Raw genomic sequence first — 13,310 nt, 5'->3', positions numbered from 1 at the left:
TTATGGTGTCCACCGACTCCAATATGGTGCCTGATCGCGAAGATGCGGCGCGCCCATCCAACAAGTTCTATTTCGCCGCTTGGCGCTGGCATTTCTATGCCGGGCTCTATGTCATTCCGTTCTTCATCATGCTCGCCCTCACCGGGCTCGCGATGCTGTGGATCGCCTATCTCGGTGGACGGGACGGTGAACATGTCACCGTTGTGCCGCAGGAGCAGACGCTGGCGATTTCGACCCAGGCTGAAGCGGCGCTCGCTTCGATGCCGGGCGGTGAACTGAAGCAATATATCGCGCCGCGCGCAGCCGACATGGCAGCGAGCTTCCGCGTCGATCTCGACGGCGCGGCATATATGGTCGTCGTCGATCCCTATACGGCCGAGGTGCTCGCCAGCTTCGCACGTCGGACCGGGTGGTATGACATGGCCGAGAAGATCCACGGGACCCTGATGATCGGAGTGACAGGGGATCGGATGATCGAGATCGCGGCGTCCCTTGGCATGGTGCTTGTCGCGACCGGCCTCTACCTGTGGTGGCCGCGCGATACCGGCTGGCGTGCCGCATTAGTGCCGACACTTGGGCGAGGCCGTGGCCTGTGGAAATCCCTGCATGGGGTGATCGGGATCTGGGTATCGCTGTTCCTGGTGATGTTCCTGCTCAGTGGGCTGGCCTGGTCCGGCGTCTGGGGCGAGAAGATCGTACAGGCCTTCAGCAAGTTTCCGGCGGAGAAATGGGAGAACGTGCCGCTCTCCGACGACATCCATGCGAAGATGAACCACGGGCCGAAAGATGTGCCATGGGCCCTCGAACAGGTTCAGATGCCTGCGTCGGGGAGCGACGCCGGTTCTGTGGGCATTTCAGAGAACGCGCGGGTCACGATCGACACGGTCGATGCGCTGGCAAGGGAGATCGGCTTTGACGGGCGTTATCAGCTTAACCTGCCTGACGGGGATGCGGGGGTCTGGACCCTGAGCCGCGATTCGATGAGCAATGACGACCCGGATCCGACCAGCGACCGGACCGTGCATCTGGACCGGTTCACCGGCAAGATCCTCGCCGATGTGCGCTTTGCCGATTACGGGGTGGTGGCCAAGCTGATGGCTCTCGGCACGGCGTTGCACATGGGCACGCTGGGGCTGTGGAGCGTGCTGGCCAACAGTGCGGTCTGTCTGTCGGTACTGCTGCTCTGCGTCAGCGGCATGGTGATGTGGTGGAAACGCCGCCCGGTCGCCGCGCGCCGTCTCGCCGCGCCGCCGATGCCGCGGGATATGCCCTTGTGGCAGGGCGCGGTGCTCGTCGGGCTGGCGATGTCGCTGGCCTTTCCGATGGCGGGTCTCACGCTGATTGTCGTGCTGGCGCTGGATCTGCTGTTGTTGTCGCGGCTGCCCGGGCTGAAGCGGCTGCTGACCTGAGCCAGAACGGCACGACAAAAGCAAACGCCGCGCTCCTAAGGGAACGCGGCGTTCTTTTGCAAAGGCGACTTGGCCTGTCTCTCAGTCGGTCTCGTAGGTCGGATGAAACCTGTCGGACGGGGACAGGGTGAAGATCTCCACCCCGTTTTCGGTGACCCCGACCGAATGTTCGAACTGCGCCGAGAGGGATTTGTCGCGGGTCACGGCGGTCCAGTCATCGGCGAGAGTCTTGGTCTCGGCGCGACCGAGATTGACCATCGGTTCGATGGTGAAGAACATGCCCGGCTCCAGCACCGCGCCGGTGCCGGGACGCCCGTAGTGCAGCACGTTGGGCGGTGAGTGGAATACGCGCCCGAGCCCGTGACCGCAGAAATCGGTGACGACGCTCATCCGGTGGCCTTCGACGAAGCTCTGGATCGCATGGCCGATGTCGCCGAAGGTGTTTCCCGGCTTGACCACGGAGATGCCGCGCATCAACGCATCATGGGTCACGTTGATCAGCCGCTCCGCCTTGCGCGGCAGCTTGCCCGCCACATACATCCGCGACGTGTCGCCGAACCAGCCGTCAACGATCACGGTGACGTCGATGTTGAGGATATCGCCATCCTTGAGCTTCTTGTCGCCGGGGATGCCATGGCAGACCACGTGATTGACGCTGATGCAGCTCGCATGCCGGTAGCCCTTGTAGCCGATGGTGGCGGATTTCGCACCGGCTGCATTGACCTTTTCTTCGATGATGCGGTCGATCTCTCCGGTGGTCTGGCCGACGAGGACATGCTCCGCGATCTCGTCGAGGATCTGCGCGGCGAGACGGCCCGCCGCGTGCATCCCGGCAAAGTCCGAAGGGTCGTATATGCGAATGCCGTCCTTGGTCTGGCGGCCACGGTGCTGATCGTTCACCGGCATCTCCATCATTTGTTTCCTCATCTCTAACGCGGGTCGCGGCCAAGGGCCAGAGTGGGCTCAGTCCAGCAGGGCAAGCGGCGCGCCGAGACGCACCGCTTCGGGGCTGATATCTGTGCCGATCACCAGGGTTTCCAGTCCGGCGGCCCGGGCGTCTGCCCAGGCGGCGGCATAGGTCGGGTCGATGTCCCCTGCCATAGAAAAGCGCGTGCAATCGCTGCGCTGCACGAGATAGAGCAATACCGCCCGATGACCTCGCGCTGAAACCTCTGCCAGTTCGTTCAGATGCCGCGCGCCGCGCGCGGTAACGCTGTCGGGAAATTCGGCCAGTCCGGGCTGGCGGCTCAGGGTGGCGGATTTGACCTCGACATAGGCGTCGGGCATTCCTGTCTCGCTCAGAAGGAAGTCGATCCGTGATCCGTTGCCATATTTCACTTCCGGTCTGACATTGCCATAACAGGACAGCTGCGGGATCTCACGTGCAAGAAGCGCGGCGCGCAAGGCCCGGTTCGGCAGGCTGGTATCGACGCCGGTGAAATGACCGTTCCCGTGATCGACCAGTCGCCAGCCATAATCGAGCTTGCGCCTGGGATCGTCATTGGGCTCGAGCCAGATCCGCATGCCCGGTTCGGCGAGCCCCAGCATCGAGCCCGGATTGGCGCAATGGGCGGTCACCTCACGTCCGGAATCCTCCAGAACACAATCGGCAAGGAAGCGTTTGTAGCGCCTCACCAGCCGCGCCGGGACAAGTTGGGTTTGAAAGCGCATGGGGGTGGCCCTATACCGAAGGGCAGACATTCTCAAGGATTGACGCCATGCCCAACCCCAGAGCCGCGATGCTGGTCATCGGAGATGAGATATTGTCCGGGCGCACCCGAGATTCCAATATGCATTTCCTCGCCGGAAAGCTTACCGAGATCGGGGTGGATCTCAAGGAGGTCCGGGTGATCGGCGATGAGAATGGCGCCATCATAGCCGCGGTTCAGGCCCTGTCGCGCGCCTATGATCATGTCTTCACCAGCGGCGGTATCGGGCCTACCCATGACGATATCACCGCCGATTGCATTGCCGCCGCCTTCGACCGCGAGATCGACGTGCGCGACGACGCCCGGGCGATTCTGGCGGCCCATTACGAACGCTCCGGTCTCGAGCTCAACCCGGCGCGGCTGCGCATGGCGCGGATCCCCGCCGGGGCCGAGCTGATCGCGAACCCGGTCTCGGCGGCCCCCGGTTTCAGGCTCGAGAATGTACATGTGCTGGCCGGTGTTCCTTCGGTGTTTCAGGCAATGGTCGAAAGCGTTTTGCCGGGGCTCAGCGGCGGTAGGCCGCTGATCAGCCGGACGCTGCGGATCGAACGCGGTGAGGGAGATATCGCCGGACCGCTGGGCGAACTGGCGGCGGATTATCCTATGCTCTCGATCGGCTCCTACCCGTTTCAGAAAGACGGGATCTATGGCGCGCATGTGGTGATCCGCGGCAATGACGAGGACGAAATCGACACGGCACTGGCCCGGCTCGAGGCGGTATTCCAATGAGCAGGGCGTTGGACGGGCTTTACACGGCAATCGACGGGACATGGCCTGCCGCCCGGAGCTGGGTTCAGGGTCCTTGGCGGCTGCGCGAAGGGCACGGGGGTGGCCAGCGGGTCTGTGCCGCGACGGCGGAAGGCGATGTGAGTGAGGCCGATATTGCCGATGCCGAAGCGGGGATGCGCGACCTCAACCAGCAACCGCTCTTCATGATCCGGCAGGGCGAGGACGTGCTCGACGCGCTGCTGGCGGCGAGAGGGTATGAGATTGTCGATCCGACGCATATCTACGAGGCGCCGATCGAGAACCTCACCGACGTGCCGATCCCGCGGGTCACCGCCTTCAGCATCTGGGAACCGCTGGCGATCATGAAAGAGATTTGGGCCAAGGGCGGGATCGGCGTCGAACGGCTGGCGGTGATGGCGCGCGCCGAGGTCAAGACCGGGATTCTGGCGCGCTGGAATGAACAGCCCGCCGGAGTGGCCTTCGCCGCCGTGCAGGGGGATATCTGCATGGTCCATGCCGTCGAAGTGCTGCCGCATCAACGCCAACAAGGGGTGGCGCGCTGGATTATGCGCCGCGCCGCCTTCTGGGGGCAGGCGCAAGGCGCGACGCGGCTGGCGGCGCTCTGCGTTGCGGAGAACCGCGCCGCCAACGGGCTTTATCGCGCGCTGGGCTTCGAGCTTGCGGGCGGCTATCACTATCGTCGAATTCCTGAATGAAGGAGCCGCACCTTGGCCGATGACAACCCTACCGCCCTCGATCTGCCCATGGTCGATCCGCTGCCCGGGGAAACGCAGAAGTATTTCGACGTCTGTGTGGAAAAGCTCGGCATGGTGCCCAATGTGCTGCGTGCCTATGCGTTCGACATCGACAAGCTGAATGCCTTCACGGCAATGTACAACGATCTGATGCTGGGCGATTCCGCGTTGAGCAAGCTCGAACGCGAGATGATCGCGGTCGCGGTGTCTTCGGTCAACAAGTGCTACTATTGTCTTGTCGCCCATGGCGCGGCGGTCCGGCAATTGTCCGGCGATCCGCAATTGGGCGAAGCGTTGGTGATGAACTACAAGGTCGCCAAGGTCGATCCGAAACAGCGCGCCATGCTGGATTTCGCCGTCAAGCTCACCCGCGAAAGCGCGGCCGTCGAAGAGGCCGACCGTCAGGCGCTGCGCAACGTCGGCTTCAGTGACCGGGACATTTTCGATATCGCCAGCGTCGCCGGGTTCTTCAACATGACCAACCGTGTCGCCAGCGGCACGGACATGCGCCCCAACGACGAATACCACGCGCAGGCGCGATGACACGGCTGTTCACCGGGCTCGCGGCGCTCTTCTGCACCAGCCTCGCTGGGCCCGCTGGGGCCTTGGATCTCACCCTGCCCGGCAATGCCCGGCAGAACGTCAGCCGCAACACGGAGCCGGATCGCTATGCCGCCCCGGTCGGGGTTTTCGAAGATGGCAAGGTCGAGAAGATCAGCCTGGAGGGTGAGGTGCGCAGGACGGCATGGCGATTGGCCTCACCCGGGCTGACACCCTTGCAGGCCATCCGCCCGCTGCGTGCTCAGCTACAGGCTGCGGATTTCGAGATCCTGCTGGATTGCGCGGCGGATGAATGTGGCGGCTTCGATTTCCGCTTCGCGGTGGAGACGCTGCCGGGCCCGAATATGTATGTCGATATCAATTCCTATCATGTGGTGACCGGGCTGCGCCGGGCGGCAGACGGCAGCCCGGCGGAAGTCGTGAACCTGCTGGCCAGCACCTCAGCCACGTCGGCCTATGTACAGATCATCCAGGCAGGTGATATTTCAGGCGCAGACAGCGCCCCCGTCGCCGAAGCAAGCGACCCGGTGCTGACCGAAACCGCGCCTTCGGACGATGCGGCGGAGGGCCTGCTTGCGCGGGGCCATCTGGTATTGAAAGGGCTGGAATTCGACACCGGCACCTCCGAACTCGGGGCGGGCCCCTTTGCCGGGCTCGCCGCGCTCGCCGACTTGCTCAAGGAACGCGCGGATCTGCGGCTTGCCCTGGTCGGCCATACCGATACGGTTGGCAGTCTCGCTGCCAATATAGCCCTGTCCAAACGTCGCGCCGAAGCGGTGCGCCGACGTTTGATCGAGCAATATGGCATAGCTGCCGACCGGCTCGATGCCGAAGGCATGGGCTACCTTGCGCCGGTGGCCTCCAATCTCGAGGCCGACGGGCGCGAGGCGAACCGTCGGGTCGAGGCGGTGCTGTTGTTGGCCAACGAATAGCGCGGCAGCGTTTTTGATCAGGACGTCAGGTCGACGGCTCCCCGGGGAGCGGCGCGCTTTCCGCCTTGGCGTTCCGTGCTTTCCGATTGCTTCGCCGACGCTGCCGAACCAGAAAGATGCTCGCCACGAGAATGCCGATAAACGTACCCGTGTAGAGGCTGCCGGGCACAAACCAGACCAGCAGCACGAACCAGAGCAGCAGGCAGCTGATGATGAGCCAGATCCGCATCATACCACCCGTTCCTCGGCAATCGCCAGCAGCGCACAGATCTGCACTTCGGTCCGGCTTAGGAACCAGTTGGCGACAAATATCGTGTCTCCATCGGCCAGTTCTCCGGCAACGCGGCCGTTCCAGCTGTGCGCGGCGAGTTTGGAAGGGTTGGGAGATGCAAGGCCAAGCGCGCGGGCCAATGATGCAGCGTCCGCAGGGACGGCACCTTCTGCAAGCGCTGCGCGACCGATCGCTGCGAGATCTTTCAGAGAGCTGTTCGACGTTGTTGCGCCGATCGCCATCTTGGCGACAGGGAGGGATGCCACGGAAAGCAGAATATCACGTCGTTTCATCTCAACCTCCTAGAAACGACCCGCCCGCGCCTCGGCGCGGAACAGATCAGCCAAACGGATCGACAGGGCGGCGATGGTGAGCGTCGGGGTGGCGTATCCATTGGTGGGAAAAACCGAGCAACTGCTGATGTAAAGATTCTCCATCCCGTGAATGCGGCAATCCGCGTTGACCACCCCCGTCTTCGGCCCGTCTGACATGCGTGTCGTGCCACAGTGATGTTTGCCGCGGGCTACATAGGATGGCCAATCGTAGTCCTCGCGCGGCACTTCGCTCCAAACCCTGCCGATGCCCTTGCGCGAAATCTCCCGGGAGAAGATCTCGGTCGCCCGTTTCACGGTGTGCATCTCCTGTTCGGTCACTTGCCAGTCCAGCGCTATACGACGCTGCCCGAAACGATCCGTCTCGTCGACAAGGTGAACCGTGCTGTCATAATTGGGTATGCATTCAAAGCCCAGCCAGGGCGTGACCCAGTTCCGATCAATCAGTGTGTCTGAAGGATCGCCGACCTTGCGCCACACGCCATTGAGCGCCCCGTCCATGTCGGTCAGCACGTTTGAAACCTGCGTGGAGAGATAGGGCACATCTTCGCCCTGCAGCGCCCCTCGGATCAACTTCCTCAGGCTAAGCTCGCCGGGCGAATAGGTGTCGGCAAACACATGAAACACGAAGCCGGCGATCTTCTCGCGACGCAATAGCTCGTCCGAGGAAACGACGGCCGGAAACATACCGCCGATGTCGTCCAACCAGTGGGGCTCGTTGTAGAATATCGGGTCCGGTCCCGATTTGTTCAGCAGGACCCGCATGGCTGGACGGATCGCCGCATGATCCGCGAAGAACCTGCCGACAAGGTCATTCTGATTGCCCAGCCCCCGCGGCGCCACCTTATTGGACAAGAGCAGCAGTCGGGGGATCTCGATACCCCCCATGCAGAGCACAAAGCGGCGCGCCTCTGCCCGTAGTCGCGGGCCATCAATGCAGGCGATATCGAGCCCCGTCACGTGCGAGGCTTCCGCATTGGTCTCGATATCGAGTACATTCGCATTGAGATAGACGGTGACGTTTTCGGCCTGACGCAGGGCATCTTCGTAAACGAAGCCGAATGCGGTCGGGGGGCTGGAATTGATCGAGACGTTGGAGAGCAGATCCGGATCCAGATCGAGGAGATCATAGCCGAGCCGTTTTGCCCAATAATCGATATCGTAGGGGCGTTCCTCATGCAGCTCGAAATAGGGCTGGGCACGGTCATAATAGGGCTCAAGGTCGTCATAGCCAATCGGCCAGCCGGACCATTTCATCCAGTCGCGTTTCTCGAAATCGACCCGTGCGAGCCGCATGCAATGCCCGCTCCAGTGATTTGATGACCCACCCAAGAAGCGCAGCCGTGCCTCGTCGAGCGGATCATATTGGAACCCGAGATTGGGACCGGCGTAGAGTTCCTGTGTATCGTCCTCGTAGAATAGATCCCCGCTCTCGATCAGGGCTACTCTTAACGGCGTGCCCGCCAGTTCCAGCGCCAGGGTAACCCCGGCCGGGCCTCCCCCGACGATGCAGAGATCGACGTCTATGGTTTCCCCTTCTGGCAAGGATCGTGCGTCTATAATCATACCAGCTTCCTGAAAAAATCTGTTCACCGAAACACAGACAGCTCACAGAGCCATGCAATAACTCGCGCCAGCACCCGGTAATAATCGAGGGGCCGCGTCGGCTCCGATGCTGCCGTCAATCTTTCATTCGATCAAGCCTTTTGCAGTGGCTGCCCTGTCGACGTTGTCGCATGGACAGGAGCTCGGGAGCGGTTTCCCTAGGCTGGCAGCAAATTGTCGGCTCCAAGTTTCGCGTCCCGCCGATCCGGTACCGCAACGCTTTTCCGACTTCGTTGACATTATATGTCAACACATAATAGACGAAAGCATGAGCTTAATATGGGGTAGCCGCGCAACTTCCGGATGGGAACGATCTATAGTCCGTTTGCACGGGAGGTGTCCTTTCAGCGGGAACATTCTGCTGGTGGCTCGCACCCAGATGCAAGCCGATGCCTGAAAAACTTCGGCGGAATTCCCGGCGGGAGCCGATCAATGACGTGAGGCTCCGACGGCGGGCTGCGCAAGGATCGGTTCAAATTCGCCCCGATGAAAGCGATATGCGGGCGCTGGCCCGATAATTGTGCCAGTTTCAGTGGCGTGGGCGGAACCCGTCTGCGCAAAGACACAACGAATGCAACAAGGAGAGTGACAGGATGGAAAGAAGACAGTTTCTGACAGCGGGTGCGGTGGGCATCGCCGCGACCTCACTGGCCGCGCCGGCCATCGCGCAAGACAAGCGCCAGTGGAAAATGGTCTCGGCCTGGCCGAAGAACCTGCCCGGGCCGGGCGTCGCCGCGCAGACATTGGCGGACCGGATCACGACGCTGTCGGGTGGCCGTATCGAAGTAAAACTTTACGCCGCCGGTGAGATCGTTCCTGGCCCCGGCGTGTTCGACGCCGTTTCCGAAGGGACGGCAGAGCTTTACCATGCTGTTCCAGCCTACTGGGGGTCCAAGTCGAAGGGCATCCTCCTGTTCGGTTCGCAGCCCTTCGGGCTGACCGCGGACGAGCAATTCGGCTGGATGGTGCAAGGCGGCGGTCAGGCGCTTTACGATGAGATGTACGGGCGCTTCGGCATCAAGCCGTTCCTGTGCGGCAACTCCGGGCCGCAATGGGCGGGCTGGTTCCGCAATGAGATCAACTCCGCCGAAGACCTCAAGGGGCTCAAGTTCCGCACGACCGGGCTTGCCTCCGAAATGGCCACCAAGCTCGGCATGGCAGCCGAGGCCATGAGCGGCCCGGCCATGTTCCAGGCGCTGCAGACCGGCGCGCTCGACGCCGGCGAGTTTATCGGACCCTGGACGGATTCGGCGCTCGGCTATTACCAGGTCGCCAAGAACTACTACTGGCCAGGTGTGGGCGAGCCTTCCTCGGCGGAGGAATGCGGGGTCAATGCGCAAGCCTATAGCGATCTGCCCGAGGACCTGCAGCAGGTCGTCGCCGCGGCCTGCGAAGGGCTCTACAACCAGGTGTGGAGCGAATATGTCACCAAACATGCGCAGGCGCTGAAATCTCTCGTCGAAGAGCATGATGTCAAAGTGCGCAAGCTGCCTGACGATGTGATCGCGTCGATGGGTGACGCGGCGGTCGAGGTGATCGACGACCTGCGTCAGAGCGACGATGAACTCGTGGTCCGGATCACCGAAAGCTTCGTGGCCTATCGCGATCTCGTCGGCGGTTACAAGACCTATTCCGACAACGGGCAGATGAACGCCCGGGCCTCGGTCCTCGGCTTCTGAGCCCCGGCCAACGCGCGGCCCGTCCGCGCGTTGGCATACCCTTGCCAAGGAGAGGCCGATGCAAGCCATCCCAGATTTCATCGACGGACTGAACCGCGTGACCGCGAAGCTGATACGCTGGCTGGCGCTCTTCATGGTCCTGGTGCAATTCGCCATTGTCGTCGGACGCTATGTGTTCGGGGTGAACTCGATTGCGGTGCAGGAGAGCGTGCTCTACATGCATGCGACACTGTTCATGCTCGGGGCGGGCTATACGCTGTTGGTGGACAGACATGTCCGCGTCGATGTCTTCTATGCCAAGGCCAGCCCGGCCACGCAGCGCCGCATCGACATATTCGGCCATCTCTTCCTGCTGCTGCCCTCCATGGTGGTCCTGCTCTACTGGTCCTGGCCCTCGGTGCGCAATTCATGGCGAATCCTCGAGGGGCCGATTTCCGTCGGCGGTATCGAGGCGGTCTTCCTGCTGAAGACGCTGATCCCCGCCTTCTGCATCCTCATCATTTTGCAATCGCTGTCCCTCTTGGCGCGGCTCGTTTTCTGGAAGACCCGTTGATGACAGAATATCTCGACGTTCTCATGTTCGGGGCCCTGATGGTCGCGATCCTGTCAGGCTTTCCGGTGTCTTTCAGCATCGCCGGTGTCGCCGTGATCTTCGCCTATCTGGGCTGGATGCTTGGGGCGATGGATATCGGCCTGCTCGGCGCGCTCGGCCAGCGTGTCTTCGGTCTCATTTCCAACCAGGTGCTGATCGCCATCCCGCTCTTCGTGCTGATGGGGGCAATACTCGAGAAGAGCCGGATCGCCGAAGACCTGCTCGATACGATGGGCCGCACTTTCGGCCAGCTTCGCGGCGGGCTCGGGATATCGGTCGTCCTCGTCGGTGCGCTGCTGGCGGCCTCCACCGGGATCGTCGGCGCGACCGTGGTTGCCATGGGCATGATCGCGCTGCCAACCATGCTGCGTTCAGGCTATGATCCGCGTGTCGCCTCCGGCATCGTCTGCACTGCCGGAACACTGGGGCAGATCATCCCGCCCTCGACCCTGCTGATCATCCTCGCCGACGTGATGTCCAACGCCTATCAGCAGGCGCAATATGAACAGGGAAAGTTCTCCGTTCAGGCGCTTTCGGTCGGCCAGTTCTTCGCGGCCGCGATCATCCCGGGGCTGATGCTGGTCGTACTCTATCTCCTGTACATCATCATCCGCGGACGCCTGCGCCCGCAGGACATGCCACCCGCGCCCATCGATATGGCCAAGCCGAACCGCGCCGAAATCCTGGCGACCATCGTGCCGCCTGTCCTGCTGATCTTCTCGGTACTGGGCGCGATCCTCGGGGGGATTGCCACGCCAACCGAAGCAGCATCGGTCGGTGCTGTCGGCGCATTACTGATCGTGGGCCGACGGTTGCAGCTCAACCCGCGCCTGATCCTGTTCGGCGGTGGCACCTTGGTTGCGCTCGGTATCCTCGCCGGAATGTTCCCGGTCCGCCTGCAGCGCAGCGATCTGGTTACTGCCGAATTGATGACCGGCGGGCTCTATGCCCTGATGGCGGTGATCGGCGCGGTGGCCATCGTCCTGGCCCTGCGGGCGGCGCTGCGCGAGCGGATCATTCATGAGGCGATCGATTCCACGCTGACCATGACCGCCATGATTTTCGCCACGATCCTCGCGGCGGGTTTCTTCTCGCTGGTGTTCATTGGCCTCGGCGGCGAAGACCGCATCGCGGCGCTGCTCTCCGACATGCCGGGTGGCCCGACAGGGGCGCTGATCTTCGCGATGGTCTTCATCTTCATCCTGGGCTTCTTCCTCGATTTCGTCGAGATCTCCGTCATCGTGCTGCCGCTCGTCGCTCCGACCCTGATCCTGATGGGGCATGACCCGATCTGGCTCGGGATATTGATGGCGATCAATCTGCAGACGAGCTTCCTGACCCCGCCCTTCGGTTTTTCCCTCTTCTACCTACGCGGCGCCGCGCCCAGGGAAGTGACCACCGGTCAGATTTATGCAGGCGTCATGCCCTTCATCGGGCTGCAGGCCGTTGGCGTGCTGCTGATCTGGCTGCTGCCCGAACTGGCGACCTGGCTACCGAAGGTGATCTTCTGAACGGCGGGATGGTTCGTGGCAGGTCGATGCCTTTTAACTCGATATCTCGCCTCGATAAGACCAAAGAAAACCCCGCAGGAACGCCTTCCTGCGGGGTGGTAAACTGGCTTCCGTATCCGGCAGTGGTCAGTCCGACAGCTTGTCCTTGGCGTCGCCGACACCCTTCTGGACTTTTCCTTCGACCTGATCAGCCTGACCTTCGTGCTTGAGGTCCTCGTTATCGGTCGCGTCACCGACCTCTTCCTTGACCTTGCCGCCGATATCCTTCGCCTTGCCTTTTGCCTGGTCTTCGTTAGCCATGTCTAAACTCCATGATTTGTGCAACGGATCAACAACCGTGCCGATCAGGAGTTCCGCCTTCGGTCTTGGATAAAATATTTAGGTGACGAGGGCGGCCGCGCCCGGGGGCGCATCGCGTCCTTGCTTGAGCCCTGGAACTTCCAGCCGTCAAGCTGAAAACCCGGTGCTCTCCAGCCGCCGCTTACCTGTCTTTCCGTGAACGGACTTTGCGTCTGCAGCGATCCGATCGACCAACTTGCGGGCGGCCTCCAGATCATGGTTGGCATCCACCAGAGCAGGGAGGTCCGTCATTTCGATGGAAGCCATCAACCCGGCTTCACACAGTAGATCCAACTGGATGCGTGAAACACCCCAAAGGTCACGCAGGGTCTTCTTGTCGCCGAACCGCTCCCTGTTTGCTCTGATGGTATCGGCAGTTGATTTGCGGATGACGACACCACATGTAGGACACCGCGTAACCGTGCGCATTCCGCTTTTGATCGTTGAAGAAAATCGCCGGTTAGTGCCCAATAGTTTGCGTACTGTTCGCCCAAAGACTTGCGCGATTTGCCCACAATTTAGCGCATCACCTACGCCGTATAGAGGCTGCCATCGACTGGCTTTTTGAAACGCCGAATCCGGTCGGCAGTCCAGCTATCAGATACGACGAAAGCCGCCAAGGCATCCCTTGGCGGCGTGGCGAAAGTGGGCGTGCAGACGTATTGGTCAGGTTGGTGGAAACGCAATCATCCGGGCAATGTCACCGGTTCGGATCAGATGTCCACGGGACGATGTCCCTACCGGCTGCGACCCGACCGAGGAGATTCCGCGATTTGCGAGGGATGCGAGCAGCTTTCGCGAGGTAGTTTTGAACCGCCCCGGGTTTACCGGAGAGTAAAACTCTCAAAGGATGAGCCCTATGGATCAGAAGAAGCCCACCCCGAAG

Annotated in this window: 15 protein-coding genes; 8 read left to right on the top strand and 7 right to left on the bottom strand. The window is 61.8% G+C overall.

Annotated features, from left to right (window positions below):
* The first annotated feature begins 2 nt into the window (after positions 1–2).
* Positions 3–1,409 carry a PepSY-associated TM helix domain-containing protein gene (locus ACFSUD_RS15620; protein WP_386375438.1) on the top strand — a complete coding sequence of 469 codons (1,407 nt, stop codon included), beginning with the start codon at positions 3–5 and terminating at the stop codon, positions 1,407–1,409.
* A gap of 81 nt (positions 1,410–1,490) precedes the next feature.
* Here ACFSUD_RS15620 and map read toward each other — a convergent pair whose 3' ends face one another.
* Both map and sfsA read right to left on the bottom strand, forming a co-directional pair.
* Positions 1,491–2,321, bottom strand: a complete 831-nt coding sequence (map, locus tag ACFSUD_RS15615) for a type I methionyl aminopeptidase (RefSeq protein ID WP_386375437.1) — start codon at positions 2,319–2,321, stop codon at positions 1,491–1,493.
* Between the two features lie 51 nt (positions 2,322–2,372).
* On the bottom strand, positions 2,373–3,080 hold the full coding sequence (sfsA, locus tag ACFSUD_RS15610) for a DNA/RNA nuclease SfsA (protein ID WP_386375436.1): 708 nt from the start codon (positions 3,078–3,080) through the stop codon (positions 2,373–2,375).
* A gap of 47 nt (positions 3,081–3,127) precedes the next feature.
* On the opposite strand from sfsA, the gene ACFSUD_RS15605 reads away from it, so the two are divergent.
* Genes ACFSUD_RS15605 through ACFSUD_RS15590 form a run of 4 tightly spaced genes read left to right on the top strand, consistent with a single transcriptional unit; the run spans position 3,128 to position 6,095 of the window.
* Entirely contained in the window at positions 3,128–3,847 is a 720-nt protein-coding gene (locus ACFSUD_RS15605) for a competence/damage-inducible protein A (RefSeq protein ID WP_386375435.1), read from the top strand.
* Positions 3,844–4,563 carry a GNAT family N-acetyltransferase gene (locus ACFSUD_RS15600; RefSeq protein WP_386375434.1) on the top strand — a complete coding sequence of 240 codons (720 nt, stop codon included), beginning with the start codon at positions 3,844–3,846 and terminating at the stop codon, positions 4,561–4,563. The genes ACFSUD_RS15605 and ACFSUD_RS15600 overlap by 4 nt, the downstream gene beginning before the upstream one ends.
* A 12-nt stretch (positions 4,564–4,575) precedes the next feature.
* Positions 4,576–5,145, top strand: coding sequence for a peroxidase-related enzyme (locus ACFSUD_RS15595; RefSeq protein WP_386375433.1), 570 nt, complete (start codon positions 4,576–4,578; stop codon positions 5,143–5,145).
* Positions 5,142–6,095 carry an OmpA family protein gene (locus ACFSUD_RS15590; protein WP_386375432.1) on the top strand — a complete coding sequence of 318 codons (954 nt, stop codon included), beginning with the start codon at positions 5,142–5,144 and terminating at the stop codon, positions 6,093–6,095. Before ACFSUD_RS15595 ends, ACFSUD_RS15590 begins: the two co-directional genes overlap by 4 nt.
* A 25-nt stretch (positions 6,096–6,120) precedes the next feature.
* Here the strand turns inward: ACFSUD_RS15590 and ACFSUD_RS15585 are convergent, their stop codons facing one another.
* Genes ACFSUD_RS15585 through ACFSUD_RS15575 form a run of 3 tightly spaced genes read right to left on the bottom strand, consistent with a single transcriptional unit; the run spans position 6,121 to position 8,264 of the window.
* Positions 6,121–6,327 carry a hypothetical protein gene (locus ACFSUD_RS15585; RefSeq protein WP_386375431.1) on the bottom strand — a complete coding sequence of 69 codons (207 nt, stop codon included), beginning with the start codon at positions 6,325–6,327 and terminating at the stop codon, positions 6,121–6,123.
* A complete protein-coding gene (locus tag ACFSUD_RS15580; RefSeq protein WP_386375430.1) occupies positions 6,324–6,659 on the bottom strand; it encodes a hypothetical protein in 336 nt (111 codons plus the stop codon). The genes ACFSUD_RS15585 and ACFSUD_RS15580 overlap by 4 nt, the downstream gene beginning before the upstream one ends.
* A 9-nt stretch (positions 6,660–6,668) precedes the next feature.
* Entirely contained in the window at positions 6,669–8,264 is a 1,596-nt protein-coding gene (locus ACFSUD_RS15575) for an FAD-dependent oxidoreductase (RefSeq protein WP_386375429.1), read from the bottom strand.
* Between the two features lie 632 nt (positions 8,265–8,896).
* On the opposite strand from ACFSUD_RS15575, the gene ACFSUD_RS15570 reads away from it, so the two are divergent.
* The 3 genes from ACFSUD_RS15570 to ACFSUD_RS15560 are packed head-to-tail and all read left to right on the top strand — an operon-like array spanning position 8,897 to position 12,085.
* Positions 8,897–9,982, top strand: coding sequence for a TRAP transporter substrate-binding protein (locus ACFSUD_RS15570; protein WP_386375428.1), 1,086 nt, complete (start codon positions 8,897–8,899; stop codon positions 9,980–9,982).
* Between the two features lie 58 nt (positions 9,983–10,040).
* Positions 10,041–10,535 (top strand): TRAP transporter small permease subunit, encoded by a 495-nt coding sequence (locus ACFSUD_RS15565; protein WP_386375427.1) that lies wholly within the window; start codon positions 10,041–10,043, stop codon positions 10,533–10,535.
* Entirely contained in the window at positions 10,535–12,085 is a 1,551-nt protein-coding gene (locus tag ACFSUD_RS15560) for a TRAP transporter large permease (RefSeq protein WP_386375426.1), read from the top strand. Before ACFSUD_RS15565 ends, ACFSUD_RS15560 begins: the two co-directional genes overlap by 1 nt.
* 126 nt (positions 12,086–12,211) lie before the next feature.
* On the opposite strand, the gene ACFSUD_RS15555 is transcribed toward ACFSUD_RS15560, so the two are convergent.
* On the bottom strand, positions 12,212–12,385 hold the full coding sequence (locus ACFSUD_RS15555; protein ID WP_386375425.1) for a CsbD family protein: 174 nt from the start codon (positions 12,383–12,385) through the stop codon (positions 12,212–12,214).
* 147 nt (positions 12,386–12,532) lie between these two features.
* Positions 12,533–12,853, bottom strand: a complete 321-nt coding sequence (locus tag ACFSUD_RS15550; protein ID WP_386375424.1) for a hypothetical protein — start codon at positions 12,851–12,853, stop codon at positions 12,533–12,535.
* Between the last annotated feature and the right edge of the window lie 457 nt (positions 12,854–13,310).

Source organism: Sulfitobacter aestuarii (assembly GCF_042685005.1).
GTDB classification, from domain to species: domain Bacteria; phylum Pseudomonadota; class Alphaproteobacteria; order Rhodobacterales; family Rhodobacteraceae; genus Sulfitobacter; species Sulfitobacter aestuarii.
This window is presented reverse-complemented; position numbering and strand designations above follow the sequence as displayed.